At 74.1% G+C, this 17,924-nt stretch carries 18 protein-coding genes; 6 read left to right on the forward strand and 12 right to left on the reverse strand.

What is annotated here, in order from left to right:
* Positions 1–112: 112 nt before the first annotated feature.
* From ACZ3UD_RS21620 to ACZ3UD_RS21635, 4 genes are read right to left on the reverse strand one after another with little or no spacing between them, the layout of a single operon-like run.
* The gene (locus ACZ3UD_RS21620) at positions 113–1,234 is read right to left on the reverse strand and encodes a DNA polymerase III subunit beta family protein (protein WP_465589911.1); all 1,122 of its coding nucleotides are present in this window, start codon (positions 1,232–1,234) and stop codon (positions 113–115) included.
* Positions 1,235–1,268: 34 nt separating this feature from the next.
* Entirely contained in the window at positions 1,269–2,150 is an 882-nt protein-coding gene (locus tag ACZ3UD_RS21625) for an RNA polymerase sigma-70 factor (RefSeq protein WP_465589914.1), read from the reverse strand.
* A gap of 34 nt (positions 2,151–2,184) precedes the next feature.
* Positions 2,185–2,397, reverse strand: coding sequence for a hypothetical protein (locus tag ACZ3UD_RS21630; RefSeq protein WP_465589917.1), 213 nt, complete (start codon positions 2,395–2,397; stop codon positions 2,185–2,187).
* Positions 2,394–5,540, reverse strand: a complete 3,147-nt coding sequence (locus tag ACZ3UD_RS21635) for a DEAD/DEAH box helicase (RefSeq protein ID WP_465589920.1) — start codon at positions 5,538–5,540, stop codon at positions 2,394–2,396. The genes ACZ3UD_RS21630 and ACZ3UD_RS21635 overlap by 4 nt, the downstream gene beginning before the upstream one ends.
* A 202-nt stretch (positions 5,541–5,742) precedes the next feature.
* Here ACZ3UD_RS21635 and ACZ3UD_RS21640 point away from each other — a divergent pair, with 202 nt between their 5' ends.
* Positions 5,743–6,363: a YceI family protein gene (locus ACZ3UD_RS21640; RefSeq protein ID WP_465589923.1), complete on the forward strand. Its 621-nt coding sequence runs from the start codon at positions 5,743–5,745 to the stop codon at positions 6,361–6,363.
* 108 nt (positions 6,364–6,471) lie between these two features.
* Here the strand turns inward: ACZ3UD_RS21640 and ACZ3UD_RS21645 are convergent, their stop codons facing one another.
* Positions 6,472–7,449: a LysR family transcriptional regulator gene (locus ACZ3UD_RS21645; protein WP_465589926.1), complete on the reverse strand. Its 978-nt coding sequence runs from the start codon at positions 7,447–7,449 to the stop codon at positions 6,472–6,474.
* 117 nt (positions 7,450–7,566) lie between these two features.
* On the opposite strand from ACZ3UD_RS21645, the gene ACZ3UD_RS21650 reads away from it, so the two are divergent.
* Both ACZ3UD_RS21650 and ACZ3UD_RS21655 read left to right on the forward strand, forming a co-directional pair.
* The gene (locus ACZ3UD_RS21650; RefSeq protein WP_465589929.1) at positions 7,567–8,850 is read left to right on the forward strand and encodes an MFS transporter; all 1,284 of its coding nucleotides are present in this window, start codon (positions 7,567–7,569) and stop codon (positions 8,848–8,850) included.
* Between the two features lie 9 nt (positions 8,851–8,859).
* Positions 8,860–9,339 (forward strand): macro domain-containing protein, encoded by a 480-nt coding sequence (locus tag ACZ3UD_RS21655; RefSeq protein WP_465589932.1) that lies wholly within the window; start codon positions 8,860–8,862, stop codon positions 9,337–9,339.
* On the opposite strand, the gene ACZ3UD_RS21660 is transcribed toward ACZ3UD_RS21655, so the two are convergent.
* The gene (locus ACZ3UD_RS21660) at positions 9,324–9,902 is read right to left on the reverse strand and encodes a GNAT family N-acetyltransferase (RefSeq protein ID WP_465589935.1); all 579 of its coding nucleotides are present in this window, start codon (positions 9,900–9,902) and stop codon (positions 9,324–9,326) included. The two genes, ACZ3UD_RS21655 and ACZ3UD_RS21660, sit on opposite strands and share 16 nt — an antisense overlap.
* Positions 9,903–9,934: 32 nt before the next feature.
* Here ACZ3UD_RS21660 and ACZ3UD_RS21665 point away from each other — a divergent pair, with 32 nt between their 5' ends.
* Positions 9,935–10,084 carry a hypothetical protein gene (locus ACZ3UD_RS21665; RefSeq protein WP_387619729.1) on the forward strand — a complete coding sequence of 50 codons (150 nt, stop codon included), beginning with the start codon at positions 9,935–9,937 and terminating at the stop codon, positions 10,082–10,084.
* 10 nt (positions 10,085–10,094) lie between these two features.
* Complete coding sequence (locus tag ACZ3UD_RS21670; RefSeq protein ID WP_465589939.1) at positions 10,095–10,895, forward strand: TetR/AcrR family transcriptional regulator; 801 nt, start codon at positions 10,095–10,097, stop codon at positions 10,893–10,895.
* A 76-nt stretch (positions 10,896–10,971) separates the two neighbouring features.
* Here ACZ3UD_RS21670 and ACZ3UD_RS21675 read toward each other — a convergent pair whose 3' ends face one another.
* Both ACZ3UD_RS21675 and ACZ3UD_RS21680 read right to left on the reverse strand, forming a co-directional pair.
* Positions 10,972–12,252: a GNAT family N-acetyltransferase gene (locus tag ACZ3UD_RS21675; RefSeq protein ID WP_465589942.1), complete on the reverse strand. Its 1,281-nt coding sequence runs from the start codon at positions 12,250–12,252 to the stop codon at positions 10,972–10,974.
* A gap of 41 nt (positions 12,253–12,293) precedes the next feature.
* Entirely contained in the window at positions 12,294–12,815 is a 522-nt protein-coding gene (locus ACZ3UD_RS21680) for a GNAT family N-acetyltransferase (RefSeq protein WP_465589945.1), read from the reverse strand.
* 22 nt (positions 12,816–12,837) lie between these two features.
* Here ACZ3UD_RS21680 and ACZ3UD_RS21685 point away from each other — a divergent pair, with 22 nt between their 5' ends.
* Entirely contained in the window at positions 12,838–12,990 is a 153-nt protein-coding gene (locus ACZ3UD_RS21685; RefSeq protein ID WP_465589948.1) for a hypothetical protein, read from the forward strand.
* A gap of 82 nt (positions 12,991–13,072) precedes the next feature.
* On the opposite strand, the gene ACZ3UD_RS21690 is transcribed toward ACZ3UD_RS21685, so the two are convergent.
* The 4 genes from ACZ3UD_RS21690 to ACZ3UD_RS21705 form a co-directional block, all read right to left on the reverse strand.
* Complete coding sequence (locus ACZ3UD_RS21690) at positions 13,073–14,350, reverse strand: C40 family peptidase (protein WP_465589951.1); 1,278 nt, start codon at positions 14,348–14,350, stop codon at positions 13,073–13,075.
* Positions 14,351–14,585: 235 nt separating this feature from the next.
* Positions 14,586–15,671, reverse strand: a complete 1,086-nt coding sequence (locus ACZ3UD_RS21695; protein WP_465589954.1) for a hypothetical protein — start codon at positions 15,669–15,671, stop codon at positions 14,586–14,588.
* Positions 15,672–15,759: 88 nt separating this feature from the next.
* Positions 15,760–17,520, reverse strand: a complete 1,761-nt coding sequence (locus ACZ3UD_RS21700; RefSeq protein WP_465589957.1) for a threonine/serine exporter family protein — start codon at positions 17,518–17,520, stop codon at positions 15,760–15,762.
* A 206-nt stretch (positions 17,521–17,726) separates the two neighbouring features.
* The gene (locus ACZ3UD_RS21705) at positions 17,727–17,921 is read right to left on the reverse strand and encodes a hypothetical protein (RefSeq protein WP_465589960.1); all 195 of its coding nucleotides are present in this window, start codon (positions 17,919–17,921) and stop codon (positions 17,727–17,729) included.
* Positions 17,922–17,924: the final 3 nt, after the last annotated feature.

Genomic DNA, 17,924 nt, shown 5'->3' on the forward strand with positions numbered 1-17,924 from the left:
GGAGCAGAGTTCGCGTAGGGCGGCGTTGACGGTGGCGGGTTGCGGGCGAGGACCGCGGGCGCGCCCCGGCCTTCGGTCCGATCACCTCACGGGGGCGTCGATGGGCCGGGAGTCACGCGGTGTCGGGGAGGCGGACGGGCATCAGGACGGAGAAGGTGCCTGCCCGGCCCGGGGTGCGGATGGCGAGCGGGGCGATCGGGCCGCCGAGTTCGAGCAGGAGCTGTTCGGGGTGGCCGGCGCGGAGGGCGTCGAGAAGGAAGTCGCGGTTGACGGCGACCTGGAAGTCCCCGGCCGCGGGGGTGGAGGCGACGGTGAGGCGACCGTCCTGGGTGAGGGTCAGGACGGTGACGGCACAGTCGGCGCCCTGGGGGCCGGAGGGGAGGGTGCGGGTGGCGCCGGCCTCGACGGCGGCGCGCAGGTCGGCGGCGGGCAGGGTGATCCGGTGCTGCGGGTCGAGCCGGGTGAGGACGCGGTGGTCGGGGTAGTCGAAGTCGAGCGCGGCGCCCTCGATGCGGTGGCCGCCCGTCTCGGCGCGGAAGGTATCGGCGCCCAGGGTGAGCGTGACCTCGGCCGGGGCGGTGGGGAGCAGGGCGCGCAGGGCGTCCGCCAGCGGGGTCGGGACGATGGTGCCGGCGGTCGGCTGCTCGGGCGCGCCGGTGGCGGGGACCTCGGCGAGGGCCAGCCGGTAGCGGTCGGTGGCGACCAGGCGCAGCACCGGGCCGTCCGGTTCGAACAGCACTCCGGCGAGGGAGGGCAGTTCCGGGTCGCCGCAGACCGCGAAGCGGACTGCGTCCAGGGCGGCGGCCAGGGCGTCGGCGGGGACGGCGATGGGGGTCCCCCCGGCCGAAGGCTGGGGGAGGGTCTCGGCGGGGGTGGCGGTCATCGGTTGCTCCCTCTGGTCGATCATCGTGCGGATCAGGGAGAGCTCGCGGCGGGCGTCGGCCAGACCGTCCTCCAGCCGGCGCAGGTGCGCGTCGAGGACACGCCGGGCCTCGCCGCTGCCGGGGCCGGCGCCGAGCACGGTGCGGATGCCGGCCAGCGGCAGGCCGACCCGGCGAAGCCGGGCCAGCAGCCGGGCGTCGGCGAGTTGGGCGGGCCGGTACCAGCGGTAGCCGGTGTGCGGGTCGACCCAGGCGGGGGTGAGCACCTCGGCGCCGTCGTAGTAGCGCAGGGTGCCGACGCCCAGGCCGCTGTTGCGGGCCAGCTCGCCGATGCTGTGCAGCTCGCTCTCCATTCCGATGACTCTCCGGGCTCGACCTGGTCGAGGGTCAAGCGAGGTGGGCGAGCTTCTGCGGGTTGCGGACGGCGTGGATCGCGGAGATCAGCGGCTCGCCGTCCGGCCCCTGGGTGAAGTCGAAGACCGAGACGGAGTCGACGGCGCCGTGCACGGTGATCAGCACTCCGGGCTCGCCGTTGACCAGCACCGGGCGGGCGTCCGTGCCCTCGCCCAGCTTGCGGAGCAGGCCGAGGATGAAGCGGGCGACGTTCTCGGCGCCGGTGATTGGCCGCAGCGCGGCGGTGATCACGCCGCCGCCGTCGTTCCAGGAGGTGACGTCGGGGGCGAGCAGCTCGAGCATCCGGCTGAGGTCGCCGCCGACGCAGGCGGCCAGGAACTCGTCGGTGGCCCGGCGGCGCAGCTCCGGCGGGGCGTCGTAGCGGGGTCGGCGGGCGCGCACGTGTGCCCGGGCCCGGCTGCCGACCTGGCGGCAGGCGGCCTCGGTGCGGTCCAGGGCCTCGGCGATCTCCGGGTAGGAGAAGCCGAAGGCCTCCTTGAGGACGAACACCGCCCGTTCCAGCGGGGAAAGGCTTTCCAGCACCACCAGCAGGGCGAACGAGACGGCCTCGGCGCGCTCGACGCCGTCGGCCGCGTCCGGCTCGGTGACCAGCGGCTCGGGCAGCCAGGGGCCGACGTAGGACTCGCGGCGGACGGCGGCCGAGTCGAGCCGGTTGAGGGCGAGGTTGGTGACCGTGCGGGCCAGGTAGCCGCCCGGGCTGGCGACCGGGCCGGTGACCTGGCTCCAGCGCAGCCAGGTGTCCTGGACCAGGTCCTCGGCGTCGGCGACGCTACCGAGCATCCGGTAGGCGATGCCGAAGACCATCCGCCGGTGCTCTTCGAAGTCGGCCAGACGGGTCTCTGAAGTGTCGGTCACCTTCGGGACGTTACCGCACGGTAGACGGCGGGGTTCAGCTGCGGAAGGCGTCGTAGGCGGGGGCGAGCAGGGTGGCGAGGTCGCAACCGTGCACGGTGATGCCGGAGCGGCCGAGGCGGCGCAGCGAAGGTTCGTCCGGCTCCTCGTCGGGCTGGTCCGGGCGCAGGGTGAAGTCGCCGCGCCAGTAGGCGGCGATGTTGACCACGGGCGCCTTCGAAGCGATCGGGTGCTGCGGCCGGCCGGTCACGCGTCCTCCTCGGCGACGGCGTCCTCGCGGGTGAGGGCGACGAGTTCGCGCAGGGCCCCGACCGGCAGGTCGGTCAGCCAGTGCTCCCCCTCACCCACCACGGTGTCGGCCAACGAGCGTTTGGCGGTGAGGAGTTCGTCGATCCGCTCCTCGACGGTGCCGACGCAGACCAGGCGGCGGACCTGGACGTCCCGGCGCTGGCCGATCCGGAAGGCGCGGTCGGTGGCCTGCTCCTCGACCGCCGGGTTCCACCAGCGGTCGAGGTGGATCACCTGGTTGGCGGCGGTCAGGTTGAGTCCGGTGCCGCCGGCCCGCAGCGAGAGCAGGAAAACCCTCGGCCCGTCCGGGGATTGGAAGCGGCGGACCAGCTCCTCACGGCGGCCCCGGGGGACGCCGCCGTGTAGGAAGAGCACCTCCTCGCCGAGCCGGCGCTCCAGGTACGGGCGCAGCATGGTGCCGAACTCGGCGTACTGGGTGAAGACCAGCGTCCGGTCGCCCTCGGCCAGCGCCTCCTCCAGCAGTTCGGCGAGTCGGGCGACCTTGCCCGAGCGCTCGCCCAACGGTGACCCGTCGTGCAGCAGTTGGGCCGGGTGGTTGCACACCTGCTTGAGCTTGCCGATCGCGGCCAGCACGGTGCCGCGCCGCTCCACGCCCCGGATGCCCTCGACCCGCTGCAGCAGGTCGGCGACCACGGCCTGGTAGAGGCCGGCCTGCTCGGCGGTGAGGTTGCACCAGACGGTCATCTCCTGCTTGGCGGGCAGTTCGACCGCTACCGCCGGGTCGGACTTGAGCCGCCGCAGCACGAACGGGCCGGTGCGGCGCCGGAGTTCGGCGGTGCGCTCGGGGCTGCGGTGCAGTTCGACCGGGATCGCGTAGCGCTCCTTGAAACGCTCGGCCGGGCCGAGCAGGCCGGGGTTGGCGAAGTCCAGGACGGCGTGGAGTTCGGCGAGCCGGTTCTCCACCGGGGTGCCGGTCAGGGCGATCCGGTGGCGGGTGACGGGCAGTGCGCGGATCGCCCGGGACTGCGCGGTGCCGGTGTTCTTGATGTACTGCGCCTCGTCGGCGACCACCCGGCGCCAGCGGATCGCGCGCAGGGCGGCGAGGTCGCGCTGGACCAGCCCGTAGGTGGTGATAACCAGATCCACGCCCCGTACGGCTTCGGCGAGTTGCTCCGCGCCGAGCCGGTCGGTTCCGTGGTGGACGTGGCGCCGCAGGCCGGGGGCGAAGCGCTCGGCCTCGCGCTGCCAGTTGCCGACCAAGGACATCGGGCAGACCAGCAGAGTGGGGCCGGTGGCGCCCTCGGCCCGTTCGGCGGCCAGCAGGGCGAGGGTCTGGACGGTCTTGCCGAGGCCCATGTCGTCGGCCAGCACGGCGCCGAGGCCGAGCCCGGACATCGTGCGCAGCCAGGCCAGGCCGCGCCGCTGGTACGGGCGCAGCTCGGCGCGGAAGTCCGGCGGCAGCGCGAGGGCGTCGGGGTCGGCCGGGTCGGCGGCGCGGCCGGCCAGCAGGTCGCCGAGCGGGCCGTCGACGCGGACGCCGGCGACCGGCAGTCCGGCGACGGTCGCCTCGGGGTCGAGGGCGAGCCGCAGCAGGTCGGCGGCGGCCAGCAGGCCGTCGCGCTGCTCGGTGAGGAAGGCGAGGGCGGCGGCGATCTGTGCCGGGTCGGCCTCCAGCCAGGTGCCCCGGACCCGCACCAGGCCCTGTTTGGCGGCGGCGAGTTCGGCGAGTTCCTGTTCGGTGAGCGGGGTGCCGTCCGGGCCGAGCGCGGCCTGCCAGCGGAAGGCGACCACGGCGTCCCGGTCGACCTGGCTGGTGACGGCGATGGTGCCGGGCGCGGGCGGGGTGACGGCGCGCAGGGCGAGCCCGAGCCGGGGGCGGCGGCGCCACCAGGCGGGCAGCAGCACGCCGAAGCCGTTCTCGGCGAGCGCGGGCGCGGCGGTGCGCAGGAAGTCGAGTGCGCCGGCCCGGTCGAGCGGGAGGGCGGACGGGCGGGGGCGGTGGCGCAGCCCGTCCAGGGCGGGCCAGCGGTGGGCGGCGCGGGCGAGTTCGGCGACCAGGACGTCGGCGGGTTCCCGGCCGTCCGCGGCCCTGCGGGCGAGTGCGGCGTGCGCGGCGCCGCCCTCGTGCAGGTCGGCGGCGCGGACCAGCAGGGAGGGTTCGTCGACGGCCTGGAGCAGGAACTCCAGCTGCCAGGCGTCGTCGGAGGGGCGGCCCTCGGGGTCGTCCGGGTCGGGGCCGAGCGGTTCGAGCAGGCGGAGGCAGAGCCGCAGCGCGGGGTCCGCGGGTTCGGCGGCGGCGTACCAGGCGTCGATCCGGTGGCGCAGCTCGGCGAAGTCCTCGGCCGGGACGTCGCCGAGTTCGCCGGAGGGAGTGGCGAGGGCGTGCAGCCAGCGGTCGGCGGTGGCTGCGCCGGCCGCGGGGAGGGGCTGGTCAGTGAGTGCGGCGCGGGCCTCGGCGTCCACCAGGGCGCCGAGGGCGGCGTCCAGCAGGGCCTCCCCCGTTCCGGCGCCGGTGGGCCACTCCCCCAGCAGCACCGGCGGGCAGCCCGCCGCCAGCGCGGCGGCCTCGCGGCGCCCGGCCGGGGTGGGGTCGGGCCGCCAGCGGGCCTGCGGGCGGCCGTCGGCCGACACGGGCAGCGGCAGCACCCGGCCCCGGCCGACCGCGCGCCAGGCGAGGTCGTGCACCCCGGTGAGCCAGCGCAGCGAGGGGCCGTACACCACCTCGACCCGGCCGGCGCCGGGCAGGTCGGTGCCGGTGACGGCCCAGTGCGGGTCGTGCACCTCGCCGAGCAGTTGGGCGGCGGCCGCGGCGTCGAAGAGCAGTGCCGGGACCCGCCAGGGAGTGAGGACAGCGCCGCCGCGCGGTGGGGTGACCGGCAGGTCGGGCGAGGGGGCGGGCAGGGTGCCGACGGTGGGCAGCAGCAGGGTGGCCCAGCGTTCGGGGGCCTGGCCGGCCAGCCAGCCGAGGCCGGGTCCGATGCCGCCGAGCACGGCGGCCAGTTCGTCGGCCGGGCAGGCGTAGGGGTGGGCGCGCGGGGCGGGCCGGTCGGGCTGCGGTTCGGCGGCGCCGGGGTGGGTGCGGGCGTCCTCGGCCCAGAGCGCGAGCCGTCCGTCCGCCCGCCAGAGTGCGTTCAGGACGAACATGAGGGGCCTCTCGGGGCGGGGAACCGGTTCTTCGCAGCCTAGCCGCGTGGTCCGACAACGGTCGTCGGGCCGGGCTGTGGGGCCGATCGGGTGAATCAGGAAGAAAGCCCCAGATCTATGGTTGAAAATTGAACGACATCGCCGTACGCTGGAGGCAAGAAGTTGAAGCCTAAACAAATGGCTTCGAACCCGAGGAGGAGCCATGGGCCTGTTCAACCGCACCAAGACCGCCACCGCCACCCCCGTCGCCCCCGTCGCCGCCCAGAACCCGGCCGGCCCGGACCTGTCGCACCTGACCGGCGACTGGACGATCGACGCCATGCACAGCGAGATCGGCTTCTCGGTCCGCCACGCGATGGTCACCAACGTCAAGGGCCGCTTCACCGAGTACGACGGCAAGCTCCACCTCGACGGCGCCACGCCGGGCAACTCCTCGGCCGACCTGGTGATCAAGGTCGCCAGCATCGACACCAACCAGGCCCAGCGCGACGAGCACCTGCGTACCGGCGACTTCTTCGCCGCCGACACCTACCCGGAGATCCGCTTCCGCAGCACCGCCACCGAACAGCTCGGCGACGGCTCCTACCGGATGACCGGCGAGCTCACCATCAAGGACATCACCCGCCCGGTGGTCCTGGAGCTCGAGTACACCGGCAGCGCCACCGACGCCTACGGCGCCGAGCGGGTCGGCTTCGAGGGCAACACGGTCGTGGACCGCACCGCCTTCGGCCTGACCTACAACGCGGCCCTGGAGACCGGCGGCGTGCTGATCGGCGAGAAGGTCAAGCTCAGCTTCGACATCTCTGCCGTCAAGGCGGCCTGACCCGGCCGTCCACGACCGCGGCGGCCCCGGCCGCCGCCCACCGACCGCCGCCCCTGCCCATCCCCCCGGGGCAGGGGCGGCTTCCTGCGCTCCTACCAGCGCCGCTCCCTACCCGCCGACCAGCGCCGCGTCCGCCGACGGCAGCCAGCTGCCCTGCGGGCGGCGCAACCAGCCCTCGGCCGTACCGAGTTCAGCCGCCGCCCCGGCAAGCGCCCGCAGGCCCGGATGGCGTTCGCCGGGCCGGTGCACCAGGCTGACCAGGCTCAGCGGCACCGGCTCCACCAACGGCACGTTCACCGCCCCCGGGATCCTCGGCCCGCCGACCGTGGTCAGCATCGGGTCGCCGTGCCGGGCCAGGTAGCGGGCGGTCTCGTCCAGGCCCACCGGCGGGACGTACGGCGCGGCGGCGGTGAGGCCGTGCTCGCGCAGCAGCCGCTCGCCGAGGTCGGTCCACTCGGTGGTGGCCGGGTTGCCCGCGCAGATGTCGACGGGGTGCCCGGCCAGCTCCGCCAGCCGCAGCACCGGACGGCCGGCCAGCGGGTGGGTGTCCGCCATCATCACCGAGATCCGCTCCAACCGCACCGGCAGCTGGGCGAGTTGGCCGCGCACCGAGGCGGGCAGCCCGGCGAAGCGGCCGAAGGAGGCGTCCAGCCGGTGCGCCAGCAATTCGGCGGCGGCCGCGGCCAGGCCGCCATGGAATCGGGCCAGCAGCTCGCCCTCCGGCCAGTCGGCGCGGGCCCGTTCGAGCACCCGGTCGGCGGTCAGGTCGGGGCCGGTGACATCGCTGTTGAGGTCGAGCAGCAGCGGCCGGGCGGCGGCCCCGGTTCCGGCCTCGGCAAGGATCTCGTCGTGCAGGGCGAGGAGTCGGCGCACCCGGGGCAGCAGCAGCCGCCCGACCGGGGTGAGCTCGACGCTGCGGGTGGTGCGGGTGAACAGCGCCTCGCCGAGCAGCCCCTCCAGCGAGCGGACGTCCCGGCTGAGCGCCTGCTGGGCGACGTGCAGCCGCTCGGCGGCCCGGCCGAAGTGCAGTGTCTCGGCGGTCGCGAGGAAGCCGCGGAGCAGTCGGGGGTGCAGGTCACGGGGCATGCCCGGCAGATTAACAACACCGTGTTGTGAGTACGACGAAACAGGTGTTGGACGCCCGGCCGCCACCACCGCCAGGCTTGGCGCAATCCCCTTCCGTCCTGATTCCCAGGAGCCCGCTTGCCCTCGCCCGCCCTCCTCGCCTCCTACCGCCGGCTGTTCTCGGCCCCCGGCGCCGCCGCCTTCACCCTGGCCGGGCTGCTCGGCCGGCTCGCGCTGTCGATGAACGGCGTCTCGCTGGTCGTACTGCTCGCCGAGCGGCGCGGTTCGTACGCGCTGGCCGGGACGGTCTCGGCGGCCGGGCTGGTCACCGGCGCGATCGGGATGCCGCTGCTCGGACGGCTGGTGGACCGCCACGGGCAGTCGCGGGTGGCCGTACCGGCCGCGCTGTACAACGCCGTCCCACTGCTCGCCCTACTGCTCTGCGTCCGGCTCGGCACACCCGACTGGACGCTGTACGCCTGCTGGGCGGCCTGCGCGGCCGCGCCCAACCTCGGCGGCATGGCCCGGGCCCGCTGGGCGCACCTGTACCGGGACGACCCGGCCGCCCGGCACCTGGCCAACTCCCTCGAACAGGCCCTGGACGAGCTGTGCTTCATGGCCGGGCCGGTGCTCGCGATGCTGCTCTGCACGACGCTCGCCCCGGAGGCCGGACTGCTCACCGCCGGCACCCTCGGCTCCACCGGCGCCCTGCTGTTCGCCGCCCAGCGGCGCACCGAACCGCCCCTTCCCGTACGGGCTTCGCCCGGGCAACGGCACGGCTCCCCGCTGCGGGTGCCCGGGCTGCGGGTGCTGGTGCTGACCTTCCTGGCCACCGGCATGGTCTTCGGCGCGACCGAGATCACCACGGTGGCCTACGCCGACGCGCTCGGCCACGAGGCGGCGGCCGGCGGACTGCTCGCCCTGGTCGCGGCCGGCTCCTGCGTGGCCGGGCTGCTGTTCGGTCTGCTGACCCCGCGTCGGGCACCCGGCACGCGCTTCCTGGCCGGGGCGGCCGCGATGGCCGGGGTGCTGCTGCTGCCGCTCGCGGCCGGGCTGGGCGGGGCCGGGCTCGGGGTGCTCGGGGTGGTGCTGTTCGCGGCGGGCACGGCCACCGCGCCGACCATGGTGACCGGGATGACGCTGGTCCAGGAGCTGCTGCCGCAGCGGCAGTTCAACGAGGGGATGGCGGTGGCGGTGTCCGGCATCGTGGTCGGCATCTCGGCCGGCGCGGCGCTCGCCGGGACGGTCGCCGAGCACGCCGCCCCCGGCACCGGCTACGCCCTGCCGGCCTCGGCCGCCGCACTCGCTCTGCTGATCGCGCTGGCCGGGCGGCGGCACCTGATGGCGCGAAAGGGGCCGGCCACGGCGCGAAAGGAGCAGGCGCCGGAAAATCCCGAGCGGGTTGTCAGTGCCTCCGTTTAACTTCGAGGCATGGCGGAAATCACCTACGTCCAAGGCGATGCCACCACGCCCCGGGGCAAGGGCGTGAAGGTGATCGCGCATGTCTGCAACGACCTCGGCGGCTGGGGCAAGGGCTTCGTGCTCGCGCTCTCCAGACGCTGGCCCGAGCCCGAGGCGGCGTTCCGACGCTGGCACCGGGAGCGGGCGAAGAACGACTTCGGCCTCGGCGCCCTGCAGCTGGTGCGGGTCGAGCCGTACGTCTGGGTGGCCAACCTGGTCGGCCAGCGCGGCATCCGGACCGGGCGCTCCACCGGAGTGCCGGTGCGGTACGAGGCCATCGACACCGCACTGACCGCCCTGGGTGAGCGCGCGCGCGAACTCGGCGCCTCCGTCCACATGCCGCGGATCGGCTGCGGACTGGCGGGCGGGCGCTGGGCCAAGGTCGAGCCGCTGGTGGCGGCTCGGCTGACGGCGCGCGGCATACCGGTGACGGTCTACGACGTCGACTGACCGCTGGTCGACGTCCGGCCGGAGGCCGGCCCGGGCGCGGCAGACCAGGCGTACACGTACTCGGGCAGCAGGTAACCGCCCGGGAAGACGCCTTCCTGCGCCCTGATCCGCACCCCGCCCTCTCGCTCGTAGAAGGCGACCGCGCGGGTGTTGCCGCTCAGCACCTCCAGGTACAGCTCGGCCCCGGGGTGCCGCTCGGCGACCTCGGCGCGGGCCGCGGCCAGCAGTTCGCGGCCGATCCCGCCGCCGGTGCGGCCGGGGCGTACGTGCAGGTTGTCCACCAGCACCCGGCCGTCGGGCTGGGGCACCAGATAGACGAACCCGGCCGTCTCACCGGCCTGTTCGGCGATCAGCAGGACCGGAGTGTTCTCCGGCTCACCGTAGTCCGCCGCCAGGCGCAGCTCCCACAGCTCGCGCCGCTGGGCGGCCAGTCCGTCCCCGATCGCCTCGTCGGGGACCATCCCCCGGTACGTGGTGCGCCAGCTGGCGGCATGCAGCTCGGCGACGTGCGCGGCGTCCTGCGCTCGGCCGTGCCGGATGGTGGTCTGCCCTGAACCGATCATGTGACGAGCCTCCCACAACAATGGAGTTGAACATGTTCAATCGAACCCGCTACAGTTCCCACCAGCTTTTGAACGCGTTCGAAATTACGGGGGCGGTGGTCGCGGTACCGGATGCGGAGGGGGCATCCGGTGCCGCGAGCACCGACAACACCGACACCGGATGGAACGTCGTCTCCGGCTAGGCTCGTGCACGTGGACGACCTGGCAGCAACGAACCGAACGGACGGCGAGAAGGGTGCGGCCGAGCTCGCGGCCGCACCCGGCACGGACACCGGGCCCATGGCCGGCGGCCGGGCACAGCCGAAGACCGACAAGAGCGAGGCGACCCGGGCCCTGATCCTGGAAACGGCCATGCGGCTGTTCCAGGAGCGGGGCTACGAGAAGACCACGATGCGAGCCATTGCCACCGAAGCGGGAGTCTCGGTCGGAAATGCTTATTACTATTTTGCGGCGAAGGAATTCTTGATTCAAGGATTCTATGACCGCATGACCTACGACCACGCGGCCGACGCCAGGCGCCGCATGGCCCACACCCGGGACTTCGCCGAGCGCCTGGAAATCGCACTGACCTCCTGGCTCGACACGGCCGCGCCGTACCACGAGTTCGCCGCGCAGTTCTTCCGCACCGCGGCCGACCCGACCAGCTCGCTGAGCCCATTCTCCAACGAGTCCCACCCGGCGCGGGCGACGGCCGTGGAGCTGTTCAGGGACGTGTTGCAAGGCTCGGAGCTGGCGCCCAAGCTGGACGCGGAGCTGGTTGAGCTTCTGCCCGACGTGCTCTGGCTGTACCTGATGATCGTGGTCCTCTATTGGGTCTTCGACCGAACCGAGGACACCGAACGGACCCGGGAATTCGTCCGGCGGTCAACTCCGATGGCTGCCCGGGTTATCAACCTCTCGCGCTACCGGGTGTTCCGGCCGATCGTCCGCGACGCCAAGGGGCTGATCCAGGATTTCATCCTGCCCACGATTGGCAAGACGGCCGTCAAGTAGCCTTTCCACCACGGACCCTGTGACACGCCGGAGGCCGACCCGCGGTGCGCGGGCCGGCCCAGGGTGTGCCGGCGGCTCAGAACTCGGTCGGCGTCCAGGCCTGCAGCGGGGCGCGCAGCAGCAGGTCGGCGGCGGCCGCCGCACCCGGGCGCAGTTCGGTGAGCAGCGCGGCCGCGGCCAGCCGCGGGGCCGTCTCGGATCCCAGGTAGAGCGAGCCCAACTCGGAGGCACCCAGGGCGATATCGGCGTCGTCGGTGGTCTGGGCGCAGCGGCCGGTGCCGTCCTCGGCGACCTCGATCGCGAAGCGGCCGGAGGCGTAGCCGAGTCGGTCCTCGACCTCCAGCACCACCCGGCCGGGGGCGCCGTACGCCCGGGCGTTGAAGGCGGCCTCGACGTCCAGCAGCCGCAGCCACATGAAGTCGGAGTTCTCCTCGTGCGGGGTGGCCGCGCGCGGGTCCTGGAGCAGCAGGGGCAGCGGGTCGTCCGGCGAGAGGTTCTCCACCGTGACCTTGCGCACCCAGTCGACGGACAGGACCAGCCGCCACAGCTCGACCGCGGTGGGCAGGTCGAGGGCAAGGAAGTCGTCCACGGTGAGCACCGAGTCGGGGTAGGCGCCGTCCCACTTGTTCTCCACCCGGTAGACCACCAGGCCGGTGACCTCTCCGCCGGCATCCCGGTGGACGGCGGTGAACGGCTCCTTGAAGTCGTTGCCCGGCACCCGGATCTCGTTGGTGTTGCGCTGCCACCAGATCTCGTCGCGGGCGATCGCGCCCGGCTGGGTGAGCCGCCAGCGGTCGTACAGCTCGGCACCGAACTCGCGCTGCTCCGCCAGGGTCACAAAGTCGATCCGGCCGCCGGGCACGCCCGGCAGGCCCTCGCGCAGACCGCGGGCGCGCCCCAGGTCGATGTTCCAGCCGCAGCCCCAGGTGGCCGGGCCGAAGCCGAACCGGCCGTAGATGTTGTACTCGGCGGCCATCAGGATGGCGACCGCGCAGCCGCGCTCGGCGGCGGAGGCGAGGTCGCGCCGCATCATCGCGCTGAGCAGGCCCCGGCGGCGGTGCGTCGAGCTGACCGTGGCGTTGGTGATCGCGTCGGCCTGGACGACGGCGCCACCGGGAACGGTCAGCTCCACGTCGAAGCTGCGGAAGGTGGCGATCTGGCGGTCCCCGTCGAACCCGGCCAGCATCCGACCCGGCTCCCACTGCATGCGGCGCAGCTCCGGCGCGACGCCCGCGTGCGGGCGCAGGAAGCCGAAGTTGAGCGCCCGGTTCCAGGCCTCCACCTCGTCCACGGAGACGGCTCGGACCTGGAGCCCGTTCACGGTGTCAACGAAGGTGTCATCGATGGTGTTGCCCATCGAGCCACCGTACGGCGGTGGCCCGACGGGCGGCATCCGATTTATTCCGTGCCCGACCCGACGTGCTCCCCCGGTGTCACGACCCAGTGGTTGGTACGCAGGATCCGGTCCGCGAAGTCGAGGTCGCGCTCGCCGAGCAGCCGGAAGCCGAGCGCGCGGCAGATCCCGTTGGACGGGCCGTTGGTGACCCCCGGGTTGGCGTGCACCTCGCCCCAGCGGCCGTCCTTGGCCGCGGCGTCCAGCAGTTCACGCACCGCCGCCTTGGCAAGGCCCCGGCCCTGGTGCTCCGGCAGCACCATCCAGCCGATCTCGGTGACGGCGGCGCCGTCCTCCTCGTCCTGCCAGAGCACGATCGTGCCGGCCGCCTCGCCGTCGTCGGCGCCGTCCGGGACGATCACCTTGATCCAGGCGCTGTCCGCCGCCGCCAGTTCGAGGTCCTTGCGCAGCCGCGCCTCCACCTTCTCCCGCGCCAGCGGCCCGCCCAGCTCGGCCATCATCCCGGCGTCGCACCGCATCCGGACGTACGCCTCGACGTCGCCCGCTTCGACGTTCCGCAGCCGCATGTCGCCTCCTCAGGAGTGGTCGGTGCGGCCACGCTACCGTCGGCCGCTGACACTCGACTCGGTGTCGGCCGGGCCCGGCATCCTCGTGACGCTCCCGGTGGGTGCCGTGTGGGCCTGGAGCATCGTACGGCTGCGCGAGAGCCGGGCGGACCTGAGTGCCGTGACCGGCCGGTAGCCCGCGGGGCACACCGTCGACGGACAGCGGCGGGAGCCGGCCGGGGCGGAGCCGATCGACCCCGACCGGGCCGGCCTCGAAGCTACGGGCGGGCGTAGAAGTCCGGGGTGCCCATGATCCAGAGGCTGGCCTGTTTGACCGGCATGCCGACGCGGGGGGCCTCGATCATCTGGTCGTCGCCGATGTAGAGGCCGACGTGGTGGATGTCGGCGGCGCGGCCGGTGTCGGTCCAGAAGACCAGGTCGCCGGGCCGCAGTTGGCGGTAGGTGATCGGGGTGGACTGGGCGTACTGGTCGGCGGCGAAGTGGTTGAGCTCCTTGCCGCCGGTGCGCCAGGCCATCATGGTCAGCCCCGAGCAGTCGTAGCCGTCCGGGCCCTCGCCGCCCCAGATGTACGGCAGGCCGATCTTGGAACGGGCGAAGGCCACGGCGGCGGCCGCGCCCTCGGCGGACCAGGGGCGGGCGACCGGCGGTACCGCCGGGGTCTTGGCCGCGGCGGCGGCTGCCGCCTCGGCGTCGCGGGCGGCCCGTTCGGCGGCGGCACGGGCGGCCGCCTCCGCCTCGCGGGCGGCGATCGCCTCCAGGGCCTCGCGGCGCTTGCGCTCCAGCTCGACGGTGGTGTGGCGGGCGGCGGCCAGTTCGGCGAGCAGGTGTTCCCGGCGCTGGGTGGCGGCGGCGACCTCGCCCTGCTGGGCGGCCAGCCGCTGCCCGGCCCGCGCCTTGGCGGCGCCGACCTCGGTCGCGGCCTTCTCGGCGGCCGCGGTGGCGGTGCGGGCGGCGGCGGAGGCGGCCTTGGCGGCGGCGGCCGTGGAGGTGGCGGCGTCCAGGATCTGCCGGGTGCGCTCGCTGGCCACGCCGACCGCGGCCGCCCGGTCGCCGGCCTCGCGCGGACCGCGGGCGCCGAGCAGGGCGTTGAGCGCGGACAGTTCGGCGCCCGCGCCCTGGCGGTACGTTTCGGCGGCCAGTCCGGCGGCGGCCTCGACGGCCTCGGAGCGCTCGGCCTCGGCGGCGGCCGCGTGCCGGGCGGCGGCGGTCTCCTCGGCGCGGGCCCGGGTGAGGGCGAGCTGGGCGCCGTTGTAGGCCTCGACGGCCTGTTCGGCGCCGCGTCCGGCCCGGTCGAGTTCGGTCCGGGCGGCGGTGAGCGCGGCCTCCAGGGCGGCGACCGTGGCGGCCTTGCCGTCGGCCTCGGCGCGGGCCCGGTCGATCTCCTCACTGCTCGGGTACGGGTCCGCTCCCCCGGCCTCTCCCCGGGCCTGGCCGGTCGCCGGTTCGGGGTCGGCGGGGACGGCCTGGGCGGCGGGGAGCAGCCCGAGCAGGGCGGTGAGGGACAACAGGAGGGTCGGCAGGAGCCTGCGCACCACGAGACATCCCTTCTCAGGGGTCCGGAGGGGACGGCGGCGGACGCCGAGCGGCGCGCGGGCGGGCGGCAGGGTGGCGGGAGTCCGACGAATCGTCCCATCACATGACAGAACGGTCACTCGCCGACCATGTTCTCAACTCCGGCGCTTTTCACACCTCGAACGTGCCCGCCAGCCGGGTGACAATCCGATGATCCGACCAGGCGTCAACTCCAGTCGGGCGCACAAGGCATACGAACTACCGGTGGATCCGGCGGGTTCGCGTCCGCAGGTGGGGGTGTCGCTCGGGCCGGCGCTCCTGCCCGGCCGGGCCGAGCGCGTACGTCCGATTGCGCCCGGCCCGGACCGTACGGCGGCGCTGCTTCGCCCCTCGGGAGCGGCCCGGACCGCTGCCGGGGGCGCCCTCCACCGGCTGTGCCTGCGCCGTGGGCGGGTGCGCCGCCGCCCCGGCGGCGGCCGCCGAGCGCCGGTCGACCAGCCGGGCCTGGCGGCGGGCCAGCGCCCGGGCGGCGTGCGCGTCGAGGTGGGCGGAGGCCCGGGCGGCCATCCGCTCGGCGACCCGGTGGGCGGCCGGGTGGTTGGCGGGCACCTTGTCGGGGGCACCAGCGATCAGGTCGAAGAGCCAGGTGCGGGCCCGGTCGGCGCGCCGGTGCAGCAGGCGCTCACGCCGAAGCGCACGCGCCCGGCGCCGGGAGCGCGGCTTGTACCGCCAGCGGGCCCACGGGCTGCTCGGACGGGCCAGCCGGATCGCGCCGATCCAGGACAGGCCGGGGATCATGATCCCAAGCAGGCCGGTCCACATCTTGCCCTTGAGCAGGGAGATCACCGAGGCCAGCGCGTTCACCGAGATCACCGTGATCAGGCCCCACCGGGTCTCCTCGCCGGGCAGGGCGCCGAACGGCACGTACCCGATCAGCAGCAGGGCGGTGAACAGGATCCCGAAGATCACCGCGTCCACCGACTTGCGGCCCTGCTCGCTCCAGTACACGTCGTCCAGGTGCAGGATCAGCGCGAACTCGTCCAGCACCAGGCCGCAGCCGATGCCGAAGAGCAACCCGAACCAGTCGATCCACGGGGTCCCGCCGTAGGTCGCGAACACCCCGATGCCGCCGACCAGCAGGAAGCCCAGGCCGAACACCATGTGGTGGATGTGCAGGCCGCCCGGGGTGACGTTGCCGGGCCACCAGCGCACCTGGGCGCGGATCATCCGCACGCTGAACCGGATGAAGACGAAGGAGGTGATGAAGCCGACCAGCAGCAGGAACAGCGGTTGCTTGTGCGCGTTGACGATGTGCTCGCGGTAGCCGTCCAGCAGTGTGGTCATGGGTCTTACCTTCGTTCCTGGTCCTGCGTCCTGCCCGCCGTGACATGGCCCGGGACCCAACACGCCTCCAACACCGGTCAACGTGCGATCAGAACCCCCGTGTGCGCTTCGCCGCTCGGCGCGGCACCGCCGGGTAGAGCGACGGGAGCTCGGCGCCGACCGGCAGCTTCAGGAACAGCCGGGCGATCTCCCCACCGAGGTTCACCCCGACCGCCAGCGCCATCGCGATCGCCGCCGCCCGGAAGACCGACACCAGGCCGGTGCTGGAGTGCCCCTGGGCGAAGGCCAGCATCCCGAGGTAGAGCGCCGAACCCGGCATCAGCGGGCCGATCGCGGCGGTCACGTACGGCAGCGCCGAGCCGTTGCGGTAGCGGGCCATCAGCTGGCCGAAGAGGCCGACCAGGCCGGCCGCCACGCCCGTCGCGGCGATCGGGTTGATACCCGCGTTGTAGACCAGCGCGCCGTAGCTGGCCCAGCCGATGCCGCTGTTGACGGTGACCAGGGCGAGGGTGCGGCGGTCGGTCTGCAGCAGCATCGCGAAGGCCAGGGTCAGCAGCATCGCGGCGACCATCTGGACCGGCGGGTAGCTGATGCCGGCCAGGCTCTCGTCCGGCTTCAGCCTCGCCTCGAAGCCGACCCCCAGGTAGAGGATCACCATCACGCCGATCACGATGCCCGCGACCAGGTAGATCACTTCCAGCAGGCGGGCCGCGGCGGTGATGTAGAAGCCGGTCAGGCCGTCCTGGACGGCGGCCACCAGGGCGCGCCCGGGCAGCAGGGCGAACAGGCCACCGGTGATCACGACCGAACCGCGCAGGCCCCAGTCGTTGAAGGACAGGATGATGCCCGAGGCCGCGGCCGGCATCGCGGCCGCCACGAACTGGTAGAACTCCGGCAGCCGGCGCCGGGCCAGCGCGGAGGCCAGCCGATCGCCGAGCACGGCCGCGACGAAGGCGCTGGCGAAGACCAGCCAGGCCTTGTCGTCGATCCGCCCGCCGACCAGGAAGGTCGCCGCGCCGGCCAGCAGACCGCTGGTCAGGGCGAGCAGCCAGGCCGGGTACGGGTGCCGGTTGCGGCGGATCAGCGCCAGCCGGCGGTAGGCGTCGTTGACCGTCACCTTCTCCGCGGTGATGTCGGCGACCAGCTTGTACACCGCGTTCAGCCGGGTGTAGTCGGAGGTACGGCGGCGCACCACGCGGTCGGCGGTGACGGGCGGCTCGACCAGCGAGGGCTGATGGGAGATGCCGATCAGGGTGAAGGTCACCTGCGGCTCACAGCGGTCCAGCCGGTAGGCGTGCGCGATGCCGAGCATCGCCGCCTCGACGTCCTCGGCGGCCTCGCCGCTGGCCAGCAGCAGCTCGCCGATGCGCAGGGTCAGGTCGAGGATGCGGGGGACGTTGCGGGTGGTGCCGGCGGAGGGGTGCAGCTCGCGGGCGGTCCGCTCGAAGGCGGGGCGCTCGGACATCGGGGTGCGCAGCAGGGTGCGCATCCGGTCCGGCCAGGGCGCCTCGCCGGGGGCGCCCGGGGTGAGCTCGGGGATCGGGATGCCGGTGGGCGGGGTGTAGCCGGCCGCGCGCCACTCCTCGGGGGTGAGGGTGTCCTCGGCGACCGAGCGGCGGCGGGCCGGGCGCTCCGCCCCTGGGCGGGCGTCCCGGGGGCGCACGTCGACGGTGAGCTCGGGGTGCGGCTCGGCGCGTGGCGGCGGAGCCGGTTCCGGGGTCGGTTCCGGCGTCAGCAGGCCCTTGGTCTCGGGGGCGGGCGGGGCGAGCGGGACGACGACGGTCGGCTCGACGGGCGGGGCGGGGTGGCCGAGCAGGCCCTCGGTGGGCGGTGCGTCAGCGGGGCGCACCGGCTTCGGCGGCGCCTGCCGCGTCTGACGGACCGCCCGGCCTCCCCTCGCCCGCTTGCCCGCACCCGGTCGGCCCCGCTTAGGCACTTCCACTCCTCGCCGCCCCTGGTGGCCGCCGGCCACCGCTCGATCTCGGGTTACACCTTGCCTGATCGAACAGCGTGACGCACATGTACGCGACGTCCCGTGACCTGCGCCGCGATCGCCTACCCGGCGTGGTGGCGGGCGGCGGACGCCGTGCCGCAACGGCGGGCCCGGAGCAGTTCGATCGCCACCGGGATCACCGAGACCAGCACGATGCCGCCCAGGATGGCCTCGATGTTGTCCCGGACGAAGGGGATCTGCCCGAGGAAGCAGCCGAGCACGGTGACGCCCCCGCCCCAGAGCACGCCGCCGACCACGTT

The sequence above is a fragment of the Kitasatospora sp. NPDC023118 genome (assembly GCF_055560875.1).

Bases quoted from the DNA above. Each gene is read 5' to 3' on its own strand.
- ACZ3UD_RS21620 (WP_465589911.1), bottom strand. From the start codon at position 1,234: ATGGAGAGCGAGCTGCACAGCATCGGCGAGCTGGCCCGCAACAGCGGC.
- ACZ3UD_RS21635 (WP_465589920.1), bottom strand. From the start codon at position 5,540: ATGTTCGTCCTGAACGCACTCTGGCGGGCGGACGGACGGCTCGCGCTC.
- ACZ3UD_RS21640 (WP_465589923.1), top strand. From the start codon at position 5,743: ATGGGCCTGTTCAACCGCACCAAGACCGCCACCGCCACCCCCGTCGCC.
- ACZ3UD_RS21645 (WP_465589926.1), bottom strand. From the start codon at position 7,449: ATGCCCCGTGACCTGCACCCCCGACTGCTCCGCGGCTTCCTCGCGACC.
- ACZ3UD_RS21655 (WP_465589932.1), top strand. From the start codon at position 8,860: ATGGCGGAAATCACCTACGTCCAAGGCGATGCCACCACGCCCCGGGGC.
- ACZ3UD_RS21660 (WP_465589935.1), bottom strand. From the start codon at position 9,902: ATGATCGGTTCAGGGCAGACCACCATCCGGCACGGCCGAGCGCAGGAC.
- ACZ3UD_RS21665 (WP_387619729.1), top strand. From the start codon at position 9,935: ATGTTCAATCGAACCCGCTACAGTTCCCACCAGCTTTTGAACGCGTTC.
- ACZ3UD_RS21675 (WP_465589942.1), bottom strand. From the start codon at position 12,252: ATGGGCAACACCATCGATGACACCTTCGTTGACACCGTGAACGGGCTC.
- ACZ3UD_RS21680 (WP_465589945.1), bottom strand. From the start codon at position 12,815: ATGCGGCTGCGGAACGTCGAAGCGGGCGACGTCGAGGCGTACGTCCGG.
- ACZ3UD_RS21695 (WP_465589954.1), bottom strand. From the start codon at position 15,671: ATGACCACACTGCTGGACGGCTACCGCGAGCACATCGTCAACGCGCAC.